We start from the raw sequence: 19,722 nt of genomic DNA on the forward strand, positions 1-19,722 counted from the left end.
AGATCATGCGGTGAAACAAAGAGTCAAAGGTGACTGAATGACCACCGCTCCCTACCCCTTCGAGACGCGCCATGTCGGCCCGAGCACGGCCGATGCGCGCGCGATGCTGGCCGTTCTCGGCGTGCCTTCGCTGGAGACGCTGATCTCCCAGGCAGTGCCGAAGTCCATCCGGCTCGACCGCGCATTGAACCTGCCGGCGCCCGCCAGCGAGGCGGATGCGCTGGCCGAACTTTCGGCCAAGATGGCGAAGAACACGGTGCTGAAGAGCTTCATCGGCGCCGGCTATCACGGGTGCCGGGTGCCACCGGTCATTCAGCGCAACCTGTTCGAGAACCCGGCTTGGTACACGGCTTACACGCCCTACCAGTCGGAAATTAGCCAGGGACGCCTGGAGCTCCTGTTCCACTTCCAGACGCTGGTGACGGAACTGACCGGCCTGCCGGTCGCCTCCGCTTCGCTGCTGGACGAGGCGACCGCCGTGGCCGAGGCCGTCGGCATCGCCTTCCGTCATCACCGCGAAAAGCGCGTAGAGGTCGTTCTGGCGGGTGAGTTGCACCCGCAGACGCTCGACGTGGTGAAGACCCGCGCCGAGCCGCTGGGCATCACCGTCGGTGCTACCGAGATCGGTGAGAACACCGCCGCCCTGATCGTTTCGTGGCCGGATACGCTGGGCGTCTATGGCGACCATGCCGCCACGATCGAAAAGGCCAAGGCTGCCGGCGCGATCGTCATCTTCGTCGCCGACCCGCTGGCGCTCACCATCTCCGAGGCTCCGGCCAAGCTCGGCGCCGACATTGCTTGCGGCCCGATGCAGCGCTTCGGCGTGCCGATGGGCTTTGGCGGCCCGCACGCTGCTTACTGCGCGGTTTCCGACAAGCTCACCCGTCTTATGCCGGGCCGCCTCGTCGGCCAGTCTACGGACGCCGATGGTCGTCCCGGCTATCGTCTCGCCCTGCAGACGCGCGAGCAGCATATCCGCCGCGACAAGGCGACCTCCAACATCTGCACCGCGCAGGCGCTGCTGGCCAATATGGCGGCTTCCTATGCGATCTGGCACGGCCCGCAGGGCCTGCAGTTCATTGCCTCGCAGGTCCAGGTACTGGCCGAGCGTCTGGCTCTGGGTCTCAAGGCTGCCGGCGTGGAAGTTGCGGGCGCTCGCCGCTTCGACACCGTAACCGTCGTCACCAAGGGCAAGGCTAAGGAAATCGCTGCTGCCGCCGAGAAGGACGGTCGCCTGCTGCGCGTCTTCGACGAGAACCGCGTCGGCGTGACTTTTGACGAAACCTCGACGGAAGCCGACCTTGGGGCAATCGCAGCCCTGTTCGGCGCAACGCCTGCCGCCGCCGACAAGGTGGCCCTGCCCGCCAATCCGCGCGGCAAGGGTTTCCTCACGCAGCCGGTCTTCCATGAAAACCGTTCCGAGACGGACATGATGCGCTTCCTGCGCCGGCTCGCCGACAAGGATCTCGCGCTCGACCGCGCCATGATCCCGCTCGGCTCCTGCACCATGAAGCTCAATGCCGCCGCCGAGATGATGCCGGTGAGCTGGCCGTCGGTCGCCAACCTGCATCCCTTCGCACCGGCTGGCCATTCGACCGGTTATCGCGAGATGATCGGCGATCTGGACGCATGGCTTTCGGAGATCACCGGCTTCGACGCCGTGTCGCTGCAGCCCAATGCCGGCAGCCAGGGCGAATATGCCGGCCTTCTGGCCATCCGCCATTATCACCAGTCGCGCGGCGACCATCACCGCAACATCTGCCTCATCCCGTCTTCGGCACATGGCACCAACCCTGCCAGCGCCGCCATGGCCGGCATGACCGTTGTGGTGGTGCGCTGCAACGAGGATGGCAATGTCGACGTCGAGGACCTGAAGGCCAAGGCGGCGGAGCATGCCCAGAACCTCGCGGCGCTGATGATCACCTATCCCTCGACGCATGGCGTGTTCGAGGAAGGCATCCGCGACATCTGTGCGGTCATCCATGAGAATGGCGGTCAGGTCTATCTCGACGGCGCCAACCTCAACGCGCTGGTCGGGTTGGCCCGTCCGGGCGACATCGGCGCCGATGTCTGCCACATGAACCTGCACAAGACCTTCTGCATCCCGCATGGCGGCGGCGGCCCCGGCGTCGGCCCGATCGGCGTCAAGGCTCATCTGAAGCCCTACCTGCCGGGCCATGTTGCCGAAGGTTCGGTGCACGCGGTTTCGGCCGCCCCCTTCGGCAGCGCGTCGATCCTGCCCATCACCTGGATGTACATCCGCATGATGGGTGCGTCGGGACTGAAGCACGCCACCGAAACGGCGATCCTCAGCGCCAACTACATCGCCGCAAAACTCGAGCCGCACTTCCCCGTGCTGTTCAAGGGCAGCAACGGACGCGTGGCGCATGAGTGCATCCTCGACACCCGCGTGCTTAAGGACAGCGCCGGCATCAGCGTCGAGGACGTGGCCAAGCGCCTCATCGACTACGGCTTCCACGCCCCGACCATGTCGTGGCCGGTGGCCGGAACGCTGATGGTGGAGCCGACCGAGTCCGAACCAAAGCACGAGGTCGACCGCTTCTGCGAAGCGATGATCTCGATTGCCGGCGAGGCGCAGAAGGTGGCCGCTGGCGTCTGGCCGCGTGAGGACAACCCGCTGGTCAACGCGCCGCACACTGCGGCCGAAGCTCTGGCCAGCGACTGGAAGCATCCCTACTCGCGGCTTGACGCCGCCTACCCGGCCGGCAAGGCCGACACGGCAGCAAAGTATTGGCCGCCCGTGTCCCGCATTGACAATGTCGGCGGCGACCGCAATCTGGTGTGCTCCTGCCCGCCGTTGACCGAATATCTCGGGGCAGCCGAGTAACGCATCCGAACGGCGGCGATGCGGGTACGAATCGCCGCTTTTCTTTTGCCAAATGATCAGGCTTTCCAATCGTTTTCGTGTCGTTGCCACGTCCATGGCCTTTATTGCGGGCTTCGTGGACGCGCTGGGTTTCATTCACCTCGGCGGTTTCTTCGTCTCGTTCATGACCGGCAATTCGACCCGCCTCGCAGTCGGGCTTGCCGATCGTGTGCCGGATGCGCTCATCCCCTTGGGGCTGATCATCCTTTTCGTAGGCGGGGTGGTGCTGAGCACCGTATTTCGGCACCGCTTCGACTGGTTGAATAGCAACCATGTTGCCTTTGGCATTGCGGCGCTTCTGGCGGCCGCGGCCATGCTCGCCTTGCTCGATCTGGACCACGTCGCCATCCTGCTCACGCCGATCGCGATGGGCGCCATGAACACATGCTTCGTGCGCGATGGCGAGGTCAGCGTCGGCGTGACCTACATGACCGGCACGCTGGTGAAATTCGGGCAGCGGCTTGGCACTGCACTGGCCGGCGGAGACCGATGGGCCTGGACGCCATATCTCCTGCTCTGGCTCGGCCTGATGGCGGGAGCGATTTGCGGCGCGCTGAGCTATCCGATCGTCGGTCTGCAGGGCCTGTGGCTTCCCGCACTTGCGCTCTTCGTGCTCGGCACGGTCGCCGATTTCCGCAACGGCGTCGAAAAGGCAGCGTGACGGCCAAAGAGGCTTTCCGACAGGAATTCCGCCCCTACCTCTTGAGAAGGATGGGGCTCACGCCTATAGAAAGCCAGCGATTTCCCTATGAACGGAACGGGAACCCTGTCGCACGCGGCTCAAAGCGTGGCAGTATCGCAGTCAATCGAATCACTGGAAATCCGTACGCCCTATGGACGACAGCAACGACCTTTTCGCCAATTTCGGCAAGCAGCCTTCGGCTCCCACCTCGCGCCCGGCCGACCCGCTGGTGCCGGCGACCGCCAAGCGCGCGCCGCAGCAGCAGCCCAAGGACGGCAGCGAAAGCTATAGCGCGGCCGACATCGAGGTGCTGGAAGGACTGGAGCCGGTGCGCCGGCGCCCGGGCATGTATATCGGCGGCACCGACGAGAAAGCGCTGCACCACCTCTTTGCCGAAGTCATCGACAACTCGATGGACGAGGCCGTAGCCGGCCACGCCACCTTCATCGACGTCGAACTCGGTGCAGATGGATTCCTTACCGTGACCGACAACGGCCGCGGCATCCCGGTCGATCCGCATCCGAAATTCAAGAAGCCGGCGCTCGAGGTGATCCTGACAACGCTGCATTCCGGCGGCAAGTTCGACTCCAAGGTCTATGAGACCTCGGGCGGCCTGCATGGCGTCGGCGTGTCCGTGGTCAACGCGCTTTCTGACCATCTCGAGGTCGAGGTGGCGCGGGGCCGGCAGCTTTATCGGCAGCGTTTCTCGCGCGGCAAGCCGCTCGGCGAGTTGGAACACCTTGGCGAGGTGCACAATCGCCGCGGCACCCGGACGCGCTTCCATCCCGATGCCGAGATCTTCGGGAATGCAACCTTCGAGCCGGCGCGGCTCTATCGCATGACGCGCTCGAAAACCTATCTGTTCGGCGGCGTGGAAATCCGCTGGAGCTGCGACCCGCTGCTGATCAAGGAAAAGGACGAGACGCCGGCCAAGGCGACCCTCCACTTCCCCGGCGGCTTGAAGGACTATCTCGGCGCCTCGCTCAACGGCGAGATGCAGGTCACGCGCGAAATCTTCTCCGGCAAGAGCGAGCGCCAAAGCGGCCATGGCTCTATGGAATGGGCTGTCACCTGGTTTGGCGGCGACGGTTTCCTCAATTCCTACTGTAACACCATCCCGACCGGCGACGGCGGCACGCACGAAACAGGCTTCCGCAACGTGCTGACGCGCGGCCTCAAGGCCTATGCCGAACTCGTCGGCAACAAGCGCGGCGCGGCCATCACCAGCGAAGACGTGATGATCTCGGCGGCCGGCATGCTCTCGGTATTCATCCGCGAGCCGGAATTCGTCGGTCAGACCAAGGACAAGCTGGCCACCATCGAGGCCCAGCGCCTGGTCGAAACCGCCGTGCGCGATCCGTTCGACCACTGGCTGGCCGACAACCCGCAGGAAGCCACCAAGCTTCTGGAGTGGGTGATCGCGCGCGCCGACGAGCGCCTGCGCCGCCGCCAGGAAAAAGAAGTGTCGCGCAAGAGCGCGGTGCGCAAGCTGCGCCTGCCGGGCAAGCTGGCCGACTGCACGCAGAACGCCGCCGCCGGCGCCGAACTCTTCATCGTCGAGGGCGACTCGGCAGGTGGCTCGGCCAAGCAGGCGCGCGACCGCACCATGCAGGCCATCCTGCCGCTGCGCGGCAAGATCCTCAACGTCGCCAGCGCCGGCAACGACAAGCTGGCTTCCAACCAGCTCATCGGCGATCTCATCCAGGCGCTGGGTTGCGGCACACGCTCGAAATATCGCGAGGAAGACCTGCGCTACGACCGCGTGGTCATCATGACCGATGCGGACGTGGATGGCGCGCATATCGCCTCGCTGCTCATCACCTTCTTCTATCAGGAGATGCCGCAGCTCATCCGCGGCGGACATCTCTACATGGCCGTGCCGCCGCTCTATTCGATCCGCCAGGGCGGCAAGGTGGCCTATGCCCGCGACGATGCCCACAAGGACGAACTTCTGCGCACCGAGTTCACTGGGCGCGGCAAGATCGAGATCGGGCGCTTCAAGGGCCTGGGCGAGATGATGGCCTCGCAGCTCAAGGAAACCACGATGGACCCGAAGAAGCGCACGCTTCTCCGCGTCGACATCGTGGAGGACGAGGAAACGACCAAGTCTTCGGTCGAGGCGCTGATGGGCACCAAGCCGGAATCCCGCTTCCGTTTTATCCAGGAGCGCGCCGAATACGCGCAGGAACTGGACATCTAACGGCACGACGTCCAGACAGGCAAGACCATGAACAGGCCGGAGCATGATCCCGAAAAGTCTCAGACTTTTCGGAAGAGGTCATGGCTGGAACGAGATGGCGTTTCAAGAAAACGCCACCTCGCTCTTGGCCTGCGGAAACTCCCGGCGAGCCTAAAAGGCTTGATCCGACCCACCCGCGCCGATTGGGTTTTTGCCATCCGCACCACGGCCGCCGGGCTGTTTGCGCTTTTCATCGCATACGCGCTGCAGCTGCAGCAGCCGCAATGGGCGATGATGACGGTGTTCATCGTCTCCCAGCCTGTGGCGGGCATGGTGCTGGCCAAGGGATTTTTCCGGCTGCTCGGCACACTTGTGGGCGCGCTCGCGGCAGTCGCCATCTCCCTCGCCGTCGACGGCAGTCCCTGGCTGTTCGTTGGCGTGCTGGCGATCTGGATCGGGCTCTGCACCTTCGCCGCGTCGCTGCTGCGCAATCCCGAGGCCTATGGCGCGGCGCTGGCGGGTTACACGGCCGCGATCATCGCCATGCCGGCCTTCGGCCATTCTCAGCTGGCCTCGGAACTTGCGATCGCCCGCTGCTCGGAAATCATGCTGGGCATTGTCTGCGCCGGCATTGCCAGCCGCCTAATCCTGCCGCAGTTGGCGCGGGATGCGATCATCCAGCGGCTCAGCCGCAGCGTCATCGATCTTGCCACCTACACCCACGCGGCCTTTACCGGCGGCGACAGGGCCAAGATGGACGCGCTTCACCGCAAGCTCATCGGCGAAACCCAGGCGCTGGCGGAAATGCGCGCCTATGCACGCCTGGAAGCGCCGAGCCTTGCCACGCACGGCCATCCGGTGCGCCGCACGATAGGTCATTTCCTTTCCGCACTTTCCACCACGCGCATGCTGCATGGCCATGCGGCGCCGCAGAACGTCGCGCTTATGCCGGTGCGCAACGAGCTGAAATCGGTGCTGGCGGACCTCTCCGCCGCCGGGGCCGAAGCGCTGGAGGATACCTCGCCCTGGATCGCACGGCTCGATGCAATCGCCCGGCAGGCGCGCCGCGCGCCCGAAAAGGCGGCGGAAGGCGACGACCGGGTGGGTACGGTGGCGAGGTTGACGCTAGCAGCCGAGTTCGCCGACACGTTGAAGGAGGTCCTGCTCGGCCTAGACGCCATACGTGAGCCTGCCGCCGCAGCTGCCAAGAACAACCGCCCCCGGCGCCAGCCGGCGCTCGTGGTGCATCGCGACCATGAGGCAGCCCTGCGCAATGCGGTGCGTGCGGCCCTGGCGACCACGCTGGTCATTTCCTTCTGGATGGCGACAAGATGGGCGGACGTCGCAGGCGTCGCCATCATCGTTGCGGTGGTGTCGAGCCTGTTTGCCTCGCGACCGGCCCCGCTCGAAACCTCGTGGGAGTTTTTTAAGGGAACGCTTCTCGCCGTGCCCTTCTCCTTTGTCGTCGGCCAGATCGCCCTGCCCGCGCTGCCCGGCTTCGGCTGGTTCACACTGTTCGTGGTGCCGGTTCTGATCGTCGGCGCGCTCGGCATGGCCAACCGGGAACTCGTCGGGGTTGCGACGGCCTTTGCCATCAACTTCCTGGCCTTCCTCAATCCGCACGAGACGATGGTCTATGCGCCGCAGGGCTTCTTCAACAGCACGATCTCGCTCCTGATCGGCATCCTGCTTGCCATGGGCGTCTTTGCGGTGGTGTTGCCGGCGCGGCCGCACGTATTTGCCGCGCGCCTCGTGAGGGCCATGCAGGAGGATCTGGCGCGGCTTTGCCTGCATGACCGGATTCCGCGCCGCTCCGCCTTCGAGAGCCTTGCCTATGACCGCATCAACCAGCTCCTGCCCTACGCCCTGAGGCTGGGGCAAACCGGCAAGGAACTGCTGGCCGGCAGCGTGGCGTCGGTAACCGTGAGTGTGGAAATCCTGCGCCTGCGCAAGCTGCAGCTCAGCGACAAGCTGACGGCCGAGGACAAGGCATTCGTCTCGGGCTTTCTAAAAGAGTTTGCGCGCGACGTGCTTTTGCCGTCGCCGGGCAGGAAATCGATGGCGGCACTGGCCGAAGCCACGCGGCAGAGCGCAACCGCCATGGCCGAACGCCATGACGATGCGGAGACGCTTCAGGCCGCCGCCTCGCTCCGGGTCATTGCAGCCGCGCTGGACGACTATCCGGTGTTCTTCGGCAAGATCCGCTAGAGCATTTTGCAGCCAGACGGAATCGTCTGGCGTCGCACAAATGCGGCTAAGGAACGAATAGAGCGGCGGAATAGCATTCGTCAGAATGCCCGTCGCTCTAAGCCGCCGCGATCGCCAGCGCATGGCGACGCGCATTGTCGCGCAGCGCGTCGATGTGGATCGATTTTAGGAGACCAGCAAGGTCACTTGCGGCCTGCGCTTCGCCCAGTTCCTTCAGCATCAGCCAGCTCACTTCCTGGGCGCCGGCGACACGCTTGCCATTGGCAACCTCGCGCCAGACTTTTAGCGCAACCAGCAGCACCTTGTGCGTCGCCGCGGAAAGTCCCGCGTTGCGGAAGAGCGCCGAAAGCGCCATGTCATTGCCGCCGGCCAGCAGCGACCTCACGCGCGCCTCCGTCTGGCCGCTCAATGCCACCATGGCCGCGCCGAAGAAGTCGACCTTACCGTGGGCCACGGTGCGGATGAGGAAGCTCGCCGTCAGATCGCCGCGCAGCCGCAGATGCTCGATCAGCGCCGCATGCTCGTTGGCACGCGTGCCCTCGATCAACGTCATGGAAGCCCTGACGCAGGCATCGCGCATCACGCGCTCAGCGCGTGCCGGCCCGATCAGAGCCGCAACCAGCGGCGAGCGCTTCAAGGCTTCGCCGACCTTGACCAGGAGCATGTGACGGCAATCGGAAGGCAGGCGCGGATCGGCAATCAGCGCCTCGCGGACAAGCGCGAGATCGCCGTGGCGCTCGGCCATGCGCCGGAAGCTGAGCGAAGCGATATCGGCGCCGGTATTGGCAAGAAGTGCGGCACAAGCCTCCGGCTCTCCCACCTCGGCAATTGCGGCGGCAAGCGCCATGGAAACCGCCGGGCGGTCGGCGATGAGCTTCTGTGTGACAGTCGAACCGGCTGCGACGCGGTCGATCAGGTCGGAATCGGTGAGCAATGGCGAACGGGCGAGCACCAAAGCGGCCACTTCCGGCTGATCGGAAGCCAGCGCGCTGACTACCTGCAACGGCGCATGGCGGCTCATCGAAAGCACCTCGGCCATCGCCAGTCGCACCTTGGCGGAGGGGTCATCGAGCAGCAGGGTCAGGGCAGCTTCGGCCGCGCAGCGGTCCTCGAACGGCAGTTCTTTCTGCACATAGGCATGTGCAAGTGCAGCGGCAGCAGCCGCGCGTTCCGCCACTCGTGCCGTATCGATCCATTTCAGGAAATGTTCGACAATCATGCAGCCCCCTTAGCCCTGGGACTCGTTACCGACCCCAAGAGAGCAGGCTAGGCAGAAAAGGTTTACGAAGCGTTCACCATAGTTGTTAACCTGCTTGCGGCAGTGGTTGGCAGCAACTATCAAACCTTCAGCCAAGGGAGGAATTCGGCATGGGCCTGTATCTGGAAGAATTCGCGGTCGGCCAGGTCTTCCGGCACACGCTGACCAAGACGGTGACCGAGAGCGACAACATGCTGTTCTCCGTCATGACGCTCAATCCTCAGCCGCTGCACATCGATTTCGATTTCGCCTCAAAGACCGAATGGGGCAGACCGCTGGTCAACTCGCTGTTCACGCTTGGCCTGATGATCGGCATTTCGGTCCATGACACGACGCTCGGCACCACGATCGCCAATCTCGGCATGACGGAAACGGTATTCCCGCACCCCGTATTCCACGGCGACACGATCCGTGTGGAGACCGAGGTGCTTTCGGTGCGCGAGTCCAAATCCAAGTCCGATCGCGGCATCGTCGAATTCCAGCACCGCGCCTTCAATCAGAACGGCGTGCTCGTGGCCAAGTGCACGCGACAGGCGATGATGAAGAAGAAGACGGTTTCGATCTGATGCGCTCGTTGCTGTTCGTTCCCGGCGACTCCGAAAAGAAGCTCGAGAAGGGATTTTCGTCCGAGGCGGACGTGGTGATCATGGATCTCGAGGATTCGGTCGCGGCGGAGAACAAGGCCAATGCCCGCAAGATCGCGGCCGAGTTCCTTGCCGCTCGGCAGGCGCAGAAAGGCCCGATCGTCTATGTCCGCGTCAACGACCTATCCACCGGCCTGACGGACGACGATCTCGCCGCCCTTGTGCCGGCGCGTCCCGCAGGCATCATGCTGCCGAAATCGAACAGCGGCGCGGATGTGCAGCAACTCGCAGTCAAGCTGCGCGTGCACGAGGCGGAAAACGGTTTGCCCGACGGCGGCATCGCCATTCTGCCGATCATTACCGAAACGGCGGCCGGCGTCCTGGCCAGCGCAAGCTATGCCGGCGCAAGCCCAAGGCTTGCCGGCCTGACCTGGGGCGCGGAGGATCTTTCGGCGGCAATCGGCGCCCGCGCAACGCGCGACGAGCGCGGCGTCTATACGGATGTATTCAGGCTTGCGCGCGCCATGACGATACTCGCGGCAGCAGCTGCCGATACCGCCGCGATCGACACGGTCTATCCGAACTTCCGCGACATGGACGGCTTCCGCCGCGAATGCGAGGAGGCCGAGCGAGACGGCTTTACCGGCAAGATGGCGATCCATCCGGCACAGGTGCCCGTCATCAACGAGGTTTTTACGCCCTCGCCCGAAGCCATCGCCCATGCGAATACAGTGGTCGAGGCTTTCCGGGCCGCCGGCAATCCGGGCGTGGTGGGCATTGACGGGCAGATGTATGACCGGCCACATCTGCGCCGCGCCGAGCGCCTTCTGGCGCGAGCCCGTGCGGCTGGCATTTCTGGCTAATCCTGCTCCCAGCGCGGGCGGCGCATGGAAAAAATCTGCTCGATGGCCGAATAGTCCATATAACCGAGGCGGCTAACATTGCCGGCCTTGACGATGTCGAACATGCCGCCGGTGAGAAAAGCGTCGTCGATGAACACGCCCACCACCTCACCCGTGACCACAACGGCGCCGGAATCTTCCCCAGCGAGCGTTTTGGGGCGAAAAATCTCGGTCACCTTGCATTCGAGTGCGGCCGGAACGCCGGCCACGCGCGGCGGCTTGACCATCTGCGACGGCGCCATTTCGAGGCCGGCATAGTCGAATTCGTTGACGCCTCGGGGAGAATCCACCGCCGTCCTGTTCATCTTCTCAGCCAGGTCTCGACCAACGATGTTGACGACGAACTCGCCGCTTTCGGCAGCGAAAGTCGAACTGTCCTTGTCGCCGCCGGAGGAGAACCAGACAAGGAAAGGCTTGGTGGAGAAGGCGTTGAAGAACGAATAGGGCGCAAGGTTCAGCGCGCCATCGCCGCCAATCGACGAGATCCAGCCGATCGGCCGCGGCGCGACGATCGCCTTGGACGGGTCGTGCGGCAGGCCATGCCCCTTGGACGGCTCGTAGAACATCAGCCTCAGCCTTCCCAGGGTCCGGAATATTCGGAGTAAAGCTTGCCGACATCCGGCCGCGGACGCTCGGGCACGTCACCGTCGAAGGAGCCGATGTGGACGAAGCCGACGACGCGCTCATGCGGCGCAAGACCGAGGATGCGACGGCCCTCTTCGACATCCGAATACCAGTTGGTGATCCAGTTGGTCTTGTAGCCGAGGGCGTTGGCCGCAACGATCAGGTTCATGGCTGCGGCACCGCCGGACAGGAACATTTCCCACTGCGGGATCTTTGGGTTCTCCTTGGGGCTGGAGACCACGCCGATCACCAGCGGCGCACGCGAAAAGCGCGTCAGCTCCTGGTTGCGACGCCCTTCGGTCAAGGGCCCTTCCCGCTGCTCGGCCAGTTCCGCAAGCTGCTCGCCGATGCGATGGCGCGCGTCGCCGCGATAGATGATGAAGCGCCACGGCTCGAGCCGGCCATGGTCGGGCACGCGCGAGGCGATGGTCAGCATGGTTCGGATCTCGGCATCGCCCGGCGCCGGCTCGCGCAACTCCGGGATGGGAGCCGAACTTCTGGCCAGCATGAATTCAATGATCGATGACGTCACGACGCGTATTCTCCCGGGTGTTTTTGGCTGAAGCGCGGCCGATATGACACATCGGCGGCTCGGGCTGCGAGCGGCTGGGTTTGGGCCCAGAAAGTGCCTTGAAATTGCCACCGCATTCGGCTTCAAACAAGACATGTTTGCCGGATTCTTCAAACATTTAGCGACCATCGCCAGTGCCGCAGTGTTCACACTGTCGCCGCTGGTGAGTTTTGCTGAAGACGGCAACCCCTTGCGCAATCTCAAGCTGCCCGACATCACCGGTTACGCGCCGCCTCACAACGGCAAACCGCTCTCCCAGCAGGGAGGAGAAGTGACGCTGGCCGCCAAGCTGACGGACCAGAGCGCGGATATAAATCGCGGCCTCATCTGGCGTGTTTTCCGGCCCGATCCGGGCCCCGATGGCAAGTTGCCGCTGGTCGCTTCCGCGCAAGGCGGCACCAGCCTTTTCCATCTCGAGCCCGGCAGCTACCTGGTTCACGCCTCGTTCGGTCGCGCAGGCGCAACCAAGCGCATCACTGTCGGCGCGCAACCAAAGCACGAGAATGTCGTCCTGGATGCCGGCGGCCTGAAACTCGATGCGACGCTGGCCGGCGGCGTGCGCATTCCGCCGAACAAGTTGCGCTTTTCGATCTATGAGGCGCAGCCGGGCGCGGATGGTGACCGCCCGCTTATCATCCCCGATGTCAGTCCCAATACGGTGGTTCGCCTCAATGCCGGCGTCTACCACGTGGTCTCCACCTACGGGAACGTGAATGCGGTCATCCGCTCCGACATCCGCGTCGAGGCCGGCAAGATGACCGAGGCGACGGTCGAGCACCATGCCGCCGAGGTGACGCTGAAGCTGGTGCGAGAAGAAGGCGGCGAGGCGCTGGCAGACACCTCATGGTCGGTGCTGACCACTTCGGGCGACCCAGTGCGCGAAAGCGTTGGCGCCTTTGCCTCCATGGTTCTGGCCGAAGGCGACTACACCGTCGTCGCCAAGAACAAGGAGCGCATCTACCAGCGCGATTTCACCGTCGTCGGCGGCCGCAACCAGGACGTCGAAGTGATGGCCAACGATGCCAGCGCCGCCGATCCGAACGACGGAGCCGACTGAACTCGCTCAGGCGGCCAGCGGCTCGCGGCGCTTTGGCCGAGCCAGTCCGAAGACTTTTCCATAGAGGAATGCGAGCAGCGCCTTGCGGTCGCTCAGATGCTCGATCTCCTGCCAGCGGATCACGTCGCCGATGCGGACCCGGATCGACTTGCCGGACATGCGGGCAAATTCTCGTATCAGCAGCGAGGTTCGCAAGGTGAGCGACAGCTGGCCGACGAAGCGCGCGACCTTCCCCTCATGTTCGAGCAGCCCCATTGGCCCACTGACGATGTGGAAAAGGCGGCCGTTCTGACCGGAGAAGTGCATCGGGATCACCGAAGCCCTCGCATCCTGCACCAGCCGTGCCGGAAAGATCTTCCAAGGAAGATCGACTGCCCTGCCAAGCCCTTTTGGCGCGGTGGCGACACCGCCGCCCGGAAACACCACGATGGTGGTGCCCTCGCGCAGCAGGCGCAGCGCCTCGTGTCGCACGGCGATGTTGTTCTTCAGCGCTTCCTTGGTCTCGGTGAAATCGACCGGCAGCGAGTAAGGCGCCATTTCCGGGATCTTCATCAGCTCGGCGTTGATAAGCACCCGGAACGGGCGGCCGAGTTGTTCGGCCAGCGACAGCACCGCAATGCCGTCGGCGATCCCGAACGGGTGGTTGGCGATGATGACCAGCGGGCCGGCTGGCAGATCAGCTGGCGGCCAGACGCTGTCGTGCTGCACCCTCACATTGATGAGGTCCAGCATACGGCCGAATACACGGTCGCAAGTCGGCACGATCTCGTCGCGCCAGATGCCGTAAAGGCGCGCATAGCGGTCGCGGCCCGAAAACCCCTCGACCGACCGAATGAACCAGCGCTTGATGCGCGGCTGCGAAGAATTTGCGTATGAAAGCTCGGGAAACAGCATGACCATGAGCACGACCCCTGTCATGCAGCTGATGCCTCAACTGCATGACAGGCGTGTGAAAGTGGCTGTGCCCGATTACGATCAGGCCCCCGATCAGGCCACGGCCTGCTCGCGAGCCCGGCGCAGATCCGGGGCAATGGCCTCATCGCCAAGTGCAGCGATAGCCTCGTCGAGCGTCATCGACTGCTGATCGCGCGAGCCGAGCCGGCGGACGTTTACCGTCTGCTCTTCCGCCTCGCGCTTGCCGCAGACGAGAATGACCGGCACCTTGGCCAGCGAATGCTCGCGGACCTTGTAGTTGATCTTCTCGTTGCGCAGGTCGGCCTCTGCCGATACGCCCGCAGCCTTCAGCCGGGCCACGACCTTGCGGGCGTAGTCGTCGGCATCCGAAGTGATCGTCGCCACCACCACCTGCAGCGGCGCGAACCAAAGCGGGAAGTGGCCCGCAAAGTTCTCGGTCAGGATGCCCAGGAAGCGCTCCATCGAGCCGCAGATGGCGCGGTGGATCATCACCGGCTGCTTCTTTTCCGAATCCGCGCCGATATAGAAAGCACCGAACCGTTCCGGCAGGTTGAAGTCGACCTGCGTGGTGCCGCACTGCCATTCGCGGCCGATGGCGTCCTTCAGCGTATACTCGAACTTCGGCCCGTAGAACGCGCCCTCGCCCGGCAGGATGCCGGTCTTGATATTGTTCGAACGCTGCTGGATCTGGTCGAGCACCTTCATCATCACGGCTTCGGCGCGGTCCCACAGATCGTCGGAGCCGACGCGCTTGTCGGGCCGGGTCGACAGCTTGATGGTGATCTCCTCGAAGCCGAAGTCCTTGTAGACCGACAGGATCAGGTCGTTGATGCGCAGGCATTCAGCCGCCATCTGCTCGTCGGTGCAGAAGATGTGCGCATCGTCCTGCGTGAAGCCGCGCACGCGCATCAGCCCGTGCAGCGCGCCCGAAGGCTCGTAGCGGTGCACATTGCCGAATTCGGCAAGCTTGATCGGCAGATCGCGGTAAGACTTCAAGCCATGCTTGAAGATCTGCACGTGGCCCGGGCAGTTCATGGGCTTGAGCGCAAAGACGCGGTCATCGTCCGTGTCGTCGCCGGCGACCGTCACCTTGAACATGTTGTCGCGGTACCAGCCCCAGTGACCCGAGGTCTCCCACAGCGACTTGTCGAGCACCTGCGGCGCGTTGACTTCCTGGTAGCCGTGCTCGTCGAGACGGCGGCGCATATAGCTCACCAGCGTCTGGAACATCTTCCAGCCCTTGGCGTGCCAGAACACGACGCCTGGCCCCTCTTCCTGGAAATGGAACAGGTCCATCTCGCGGCCGAGGCGACGATGGTCGCGCTTTTCAGCCTCTTCCAGCATGTGAAGATACTGGTCGAGCTGCGACTGCTCGGCCCACGCCGTGCCGTAGATGCGCGTCAGCATCGGATTGTTGGCGTCGCCGCGCCAGTAGGCGCCGGCCACCTTCATCAGCTTGAAGGCGTTGCCGACCTGGCCGGTAGCGGCCATGTGCGGGCCGCGGCAGAGGTCGAACCACTCGCCCTGAGCGTAGATCTTGAGGTCCTGGTCCTCGGGGATCGCGTCGATCAGCTCGACCTTGTAGGCCTCGCCCTTGTCGCGGAACACCTGCTTGGCCTTCTCGCGCGACCAGACCTCCTTGGTGAAGGGTTTGTTGCGGGCGATGATCTCGCGCATCTTCTTCTCGATGTCCGGAAGGTCTTCCGTCGTGAAGGGCTCGTTGCGCGCAAAGTCGTAATAGAAACCGTTGTCGATAACGGGACCGATGGTGACCTGGGTGCCCGGCCACAGTTCCTGCACTGCCTCGGCGAGCACGTGGGCGGCGTCGTGGCGGATCAGCTCCAGCGCACGCGGGTCGTCACGAACGATAATCTCGACCTTGCCGGACTTGCCTAGCGGGTCGGAAAGATCACGCACCTGGCCATCGATGCTGTAGGCAACAGCCTTCTTGGCGAGCGACTTGGAAATCGACTCGGCCAGGCCCATGCCAGTCATCGCCGCTTCATATTCGCGGACGGAACCATCGGGAAATGTAAGGGAAACAGAATTCAGCAAAGCTCTTCTCCATATCCAGTCCCGCAAACGAGCGCGGGTGGTGAATGCCGGATTTCTCGCATCCGGCGGGCGAGCGGTCTTTTAGGGCGAGTTTTTCGCGTCGTAAAGCACCGGCCGTCAGGAATGGCCTTCTTGCGACGCTTTGCCGATATGCCAGTAACGCCACGGCATGTACCAGCGGTAACGCGGCGCCAAAACCTCCGGCACCCGGTCGATGCCGTGCGTGCCCCAGGGGCCGCAGCGCGTCACCCGGAAAAGCCCCATCCAGCCTCCGGCCCACAGACCGTGCCGGGCAATGGCCTCGTGGGCATATTCCGAGCAGGTCGGCATATGGCGGCAGGAATTGCCGACAAAGCCGGACAGCGTGAGCTGATAGAGACGCACCAGCGACGTGCCAAAGATCCGCCCCGGCGTCTTGCGCCAAGGGCCGGGCCAGTTGCGGCCGCGAGCCACGGGACGGCGCTTCTGGCCGCCATGTTCGTCGCTGCGATGGCCGCAGGCGTGGTCATGACCGCCAATATTGCCGCTCATCGTCCGTATCGTGCCTGCAAGAAGTTCATGTGCTGTAGATGGCCCGCCCGACGTGATTTCGCAATGTTCCGATCAATGTGGCAGACAAGCTATTACGCCGCGCGAGGCATTTGCCGAACATTCCCGCATGACCGTCAACCCTGAGTAAACAGTCCGTGCTCGGCATGATGAATGGGAAGCGCCCGCCTCGCCCCTTATCTGCATCGTCGAACTGATCGCCGCGATCTCCCCATCCTATTGCCGAGGGGGCCGGGCGATTGCGCTAACGCCAATTGCCGGTCAATCATCCGGCACCCAATCCGGAGGGACATCATGTCGGACAAATTGGAATTCGGGCTCGATACGTTCGGAGACGTTACCGCCGGAGGCGACGGGCAGCTGCTGCCGCAAGCCCAGGTCATTCGCAACGTCGTGGACGAGGCCGTACTGGCCGATCAGCTCTGCATCGACTTCATCGGCGTCGGCGAGCATCACCGCGACGATTTTGCAGTATCGACGCCCGAAACGGTGCTGGCGGCTATCGCGGCACGCACGGAGCGCATCAAGCTCGGCTCGGCCGTTACGGTGCTGAGCTCGGACGACCCGATCCGCGTGTTCCAGCGCTTCTCCACGGTCGACGCCCTATCGAACGGGCGCGCCGAAGTGATCCTCGGCCGTGGCTCCTTCACCGAATCTTTCCCGCTCTTCGGCTATCGTCTCAACGACTACGAGACGCTGTTCACCGAAAAGCTCGACCTGTTCGCAGCGCTGCTGAAAGGCGGGCCCGTGAGCTGGCAGGGGTCGATACGTCCCCCGCTCGAGAACCAGCGCGTTTACCCGCCGACCGAATCCGGCACGCTCAAGACCTGGATCGGCGTGGGCGGCAGCCCCGAATCGGTGGTGCGCGCGGCGCGCTACGACCTGCCGCTGATGCTCGCCATCATCGGGGGCGACCCAAAACGTTTCCGTCCCTATGTCGATCTCTATCATCGGGCGATCGATCAGCTCGGCGGCAGCAAGCTGCCGATCGGCGTGCATTCGCCTGGATATGTCGCCAACACCGACGAGCAGGCGCGCGAGGAACTGTGGCCGCACTACAAGAAGATGCACGACCGCATCGGCGCCGAGCGCGGCTGGCCGCCGACCACCCAGACCGCGTTCAATTCCGAGGCCGATCTGGGCTCGCTCTATGTCGGCTCGCCTGAGACGGTAGCCCGCAAGATCGCCGCGACGGTCAAGGCGCTCGGCAACACGCGCTTCCAGATGAAGTATTCGTCCGGACCGCTGCCGCACGAGAAGATGATGCGTTCGATCGAGCTCTACGGCACCAAGGTCGTGCCGATGGTGCGCGATTTGCTCGCCTGAAACGAAAGCGCCGGCTCGTCAGGAGCCGGCGCTTATCCAGGAACTGGAGCTGGTGCCGATCAGGCAGCCGCCTCTGCCCGCTGCTTCTCGATCTGACCGATGCAGTCGACCACGGCATCGAAGGTCAGCATGGTCGAGGCGTGGCGAGCCTTGTAGTCGCGTACCGGCTCCAGATACTTCAGGTCGCCGAATCGGCCCTGCGGCGGCGGGCCGTTCTCCTTCAGCATCTTCAGCATCGCTTCGCGCACGAGCCGCAGCTCGTCGGCGCTGGCGCCCACCACATTGGCGGCCATGATGGACGACGAAGCCTGGCCAAGCGCGCAGGCCTTCACGTCATGGGCGAAATCGGTGATGATTCCGTCTTCCATCTTGAGGTCGACGGTCACGGTCGAGCCGCACAATTTCGAATGCGCGGTCGCGGTGGCATCGGGGTGCCCAAGCCGGCCGATACGTGCGATATTCCCAGCGAATCCAAGAATTTTCGCATTGTAGACATCGTCGATCATGATTTTCCAACCCGTCGCCGTTTCGGAAACAGCCTGTGCCGTTTCGGTATCTTTCATTCGCGGCTCAAGCCCTTATATAATGGTCGAGTTCCGACAACGGCAAGGCAGAGTCCTCCCCGGTCGGACTTCCGTCACGCCGCTTTCGGGCCGGACTATCCGACATCCCGCAAAAGGCTGTGGTCCGTTCAACTCGTCCCTCCGCTGAGTGGGACTACGGGAGACACCTTTCATGGACGCCGTGATCAAGAAATTGATGCCGAAATCCGATTATCTCGAAAAGCCGGTGACCGACAGGCCGGACCAGGCCGAAGTGGAGGCTGCGGTACGCACCCTGCTGCGCTGGACCGGCGACAATCCGGATCGCGAAGGCCTGGTCGATACGCCCAAGCGCGTTGCCAAGGCATTCCTCGAAATGTTCAACGGCTACGACATGTGCCCGGCCGAAGAGCTCGGCCGCACCTTCGAGGAAGTGGCCGGCTATGACGACCTCGTGCTGGTGCGGGACATCGAGTTCCATTCGCATTGCGAGCACCACATGGTGCCGATCATCGGCAAGGCGCATGTCGGCTACCTGCCGGACGGCAAGGTCGTGGGCCTGTCGAAGATCGCCCGCGTGGTCGACATCTTCGCCCATCGCCTGCAGACGCAGGAAGCCATGACCGCGCAGATCGCCAACGTCATTCAGGACGTGCTCAATCCGCGCGGCGTTGCCGTGATGATCGAGGCCGAGCACATGTGCATGGCCATGCGCGGCATCCGCAAGCAGGGCTCGACCACGCTGACCTCGACCTTCACCGGCGTGTTCAAGGATAGCCCCGAAGAGCAGCTGCGTTTCATGACCATGGTGCGCCACGGCAGCAAGTAAGCCGTGCGGCCTGACCGCCGGCTTCGAAGATCAAGGAGCCGGCGATGACCGCGCTTGAGTTTCAAAAATCTACCTCCGACAAGAACTCGCTCGAAGAAGGCGTGGCTTTCACGCCGCGCTTCGACGCCAACGGCCTCCTCACGGCCGTGGTGACCGACGCCACGGACGGCGTGCTTCTCATGGTCGCGCATATGAACGCCGAGGCGCTGGCGCTGACTATCGAGACCGGCATCGCCCATTACTGGTCGCGCTCGCGCAACTCGCTCTGGAAGAAGGGCGAAACCTCCGGCAACTTCCAGCATGTCGTTGAAATGCGCACGGACTGCGACCAGGACGCGGTCTGGCTGCGCGTAAATGTCTCGGGACATGATGCAACCTGTCATACCGGCCGGCGTTCTTGTTTTTATCGGAAAGTGGAGGGGAGAGACGGCGCCGCCGTTTTGACCGGAGATGGCAGCGAACCGCTTTTCGACGTGAAAAAAACATATCCCGACGCCAATAAGTAAGGCCGACGGAAGATTCATTCTTTCGATACGACCCGCGCCTACTATCGG

18 protein-coding genes are annotated in these 19,722 nt (G+C 63.7%); 10 read left to right on the forward strand and 8 right to left on the reverse strand.

Annotation, left to right across the window (positions count from 1 at the left end):
• Positions 1-37: 37 nt before the first annotated feature.
• The 4 genes from gcvP (at position 38) to M2281_RS00415 (ending at position 7,956) form a co-directional block, all read left to right on the forward strand.
• Complete coding sequence (gene gcvP, locus M2281_RS00400) at positions 38-2,848, forward strand: aminomethyl-transferring glycine dehydrogenase (RefSeq protein ID WP_280819127.1); 2,811 nt, start codon at positions 38-40, stop codon at positions 2,846-2,848.
• Positions 2,849-2,942: 94 nt separating this feature from the next.
• Complete coding sequence (locus M2281_RS00405) at positions 2,943-3,548, forward strand: YoaK family protein (RefSeq protein ID WP_280819128.1); 606 nt, start codon at positions 2,943-2,945, stop codon at positions 3,546-3,548.
• 172 nt (positions 3,549-3,720) lie between these two features.
• On the forward strand, positions 3,721-5,769 hold the full coding sequence (parE, locus tag M2281_RS00410) for a DNA topoisomerase IV subunit B (protein WP_280819129.1): 2,049 nt from the start codon (positions 3,721-3,723) through the stop codon (positions 5,767-5,769).
• A 159-nt stretch (positions 5,770-5,928) separates the two neighbouring features.
• Positions 5,929-7,956 (forward strand): FUSC family protein, encoded by a 2,028-nt coding sequence (locus tag M2281_RS00415; RefSeq protein ID WP_280819130.1) that lies wholly within the window; start codon positions 5,929-5,931, stop codon positions 7,954-7,956.
• A 97-nt stretch (positions 7,957-8,053) separates the two neighbouring features.
• Here the strand turns inward: M2281_RS00415 and M2281_RS00420 are convergent, their stop codons facing one another.
• Positions 8,054-9,175 (reverse strand): DUF2336 domain-containing protein, encoded by a 1,122-nt coding sequence (locus M2281_RS00420; protein ID WP_280819131.1) that lies wholly within the window; start codon positions 9,173-9,175, stop codon positions 8,054-8,056.
• A gap of 149 nt (positions 9,176-9,324) precedes the next feature.
• On the opposite strand from M2281_RS00420, the gene M2281_RS00425 reads away from it, so the two are divergent.
• Positions 9,325-9,780 (forward strand): MaoC family dehydratase, encoded by a 456-nt coding sequence (locus M2281_RS00425; protein ID WP_280819132.1) that lies wholly within the window; start codon positions 9,325-9,327, stop codon positions 9,778-9,780.
• Entirely contained in the window at positions 9,780-10,661 is an 882-nt protein-coding gene (locus tag M2281_RS00430; RefSeq protein WP_280819133.1) for an HpcH/HpaI aldolase/citrate lyase family protein, read from the forward strand. Before M2281_RS00425 ends, M2281_RS00430 begins: the two co-directional genes overlap by 1 nt.
• Here M2281_RS00430 and M2281_RS00435 read toward each other — a convergent pair.
• From M2281_RS00435 to M2281_RS00445, 3 genes are read right to left on the reverse strand one after another with little or no spacing between them, the layout of a single operon-like run.
• Complete coding sequence (locus M2281_RS00435) at positions 10,658-11,266, reverse strand: flavin reductase family protein (RefSeq protein ID WP_280819134.1); 609 nt, start codon at positions 11,264-11,266, stop codon at positions 10,658-10,660. The two genes, M2281_RS00430 and M2281_RS00435, sit on opposite strands and share 4 nt — an antisense overlap.
• Positions 11,267-11,271: 5 nt before the next feature.
• Positions 11,272-11,856 carry a nitroreductase family protein gene (locus M2281_RS00440; protein ID WP_280819135.1) on the reverse strand — a complete coding sequence of 195 codons (585 nt, stop codon included), beginning with the start codon at positions 11,854-11,856 and terminating at the stop codon, positions 11,272-11,274.
• Positions 11,837-12,013, reverse strand: a complete 177-nt coding sequence (locus M2281_RS00445) for a hypothetical protein (protein ID WP_280819136.1) — start codon at positions 12,011-12,013, stop codon at positions 11,837-11,839. Before M2281_RS00445 ends, M2281_RS00440 begins: the two co-directional genes overlap by 20 nt.
• Here M2281_RS00445 and M2281_RS00450 point away from each other — a divergent pair.
• Positions 11,990-12,952: a hypothetical protein gene (locus tag M2281_RS00450; protein WP_280819137.1), complete on the forward strand. Its 963-nt coding sequence runs from the start codon at positions 11,990-11,992 to the stop codon at positions 12,950-12,952. The two genes, M2281_RS00445 and M2281_RS00450, sit on opposite strands and share 24 nt — an antisense overlap.
• 6 nt (positions 12,953-12,958) lie before the next feature.
• Here M2281_RS00450 and M2281_RS00455 read toward each other — a convergent pair whose 3' ends face one another.
• The 3 genes from M2281_RS00455 to yidD all read right to left on the reverse strand — a co-directional run bounded on the left by M2281_RS00455 (position 12,959) and on the right by yidD (position 16,453).
• Positions 12,959-13,846 (reverse strand): 1-acyl-sn-glycerol-3-phosphate acyltransferase, encoded by an 888-nt coding sequence (locus M2281_RS00455; RefSeq protein WP_280821063.1) that lies wholly within the window; start codon positions 13,844-13,846, stop codon positions 12,959-12,961.
• 93 nt (positions 13,847-13,939) lie between these two features.
• Positions 13,940-15,922 carry a threonine--tRNA ligase gene (thrS, locus tag M2281_RS00460; protein ID WP_280819138.1) on the reverse strand — a complete coding sequence of 661 codons (1,983 nt, stop codon included), beginning with the start codon at positions 15,920-15,922 and terminating at the stop codon, positions 13,940-13,942.
• Positions 15,923-16,039: 117 nt separating this feature from the next.
• On the reverse strand, positions 16,040-16,453 hold the full coding sequence (yidD, locus tag M2281_RS00465; protein WP_280819139.1) for a membrane protein insertion efficiency factor YidD: 414 nt from the start codon (positions 16,451-16,453) through the stop codon (positions 16,040-16,042).
• Positions 16,454-16,765: 312 nt separating this feature from the next.
• On the opposite strand from yidD, the gene M2281_RS00470 reads away from it, so the two are divergent.
• On the forward strand, positions 16,766-17,797 hold the full coding sequence (locus M2281_RS00470; protein WP_280819140.1) for an LLM class flavin-dependent oxidoreductase: 1,032 nt from the start codon (positions 16,766-16,768) through the stop codon (positions 17,795-17,797).
• 59 nt (positions 17,798-17,856) lie between these two features.
• Here the strand turns inward: M2281_RS00470 and M2281_RS00475 are convergent, their stop codons facing one another.
• Entirely contained in the window at positions 17,857-18,303 is a 447-nt protein-coding gene (locus tag M2281_RS00475; RefSeq protein ID WP_280821064.1) for an iron-sulfur cluster assembly scaffold protein, read from the reverse strand.
• A 229-nt stretch (positions 18,304-18,532) separates the two neighbouring features.
• Here M2281_RS00475 and folE point away from each other — a divergent pair, with 229 nt between their 5' ends.
• Both folE and hisI read left to right on the forward strand, forming a co-directional pair.
• Positions 18,533-19,168 carry a GTP cyclohydrolase I FolE gene (gene folE, locus M2281_RS00480; RefSeq protein ID WP_280819141.1) on the forward strand — a complete coding sequence of 212 codons (636 nt, stop codon included), beginning with the start codon at positions 18,533-18,535 and terminating at the stop codon, positions 19,166-19,168.
• Positions 19,169-19,212: 44 nt separating this feature from the next.
• Positions 19,213-19,674 (forward strand): phosphoribosyl-AMP cyclohydrolase, encoded by a 462-nt coding sequence (hisI, locus tag M2281_RS00485; RefSeq protein ID WP_280819142.1) that lies wholly within the window; start codon positions 19,213-19,215, stop codon positions 19,672-19,674.
• Positions 19,675-19,722: the final 48 nt, after the last annotated feature.

The sequence above is a fragment of the Pseudaminobacter soli (ex Li et al. 2025) genome (assembly GCF_029892515.1).
GTDB classification, from domain to species: domain Bacteria; phylum Pseudomonadota; class Alphaproteobacteria; order Rhizobiales; family Rhizobiaceae; genus Pseudaminobacter; species Pseudaminobacter soli_A.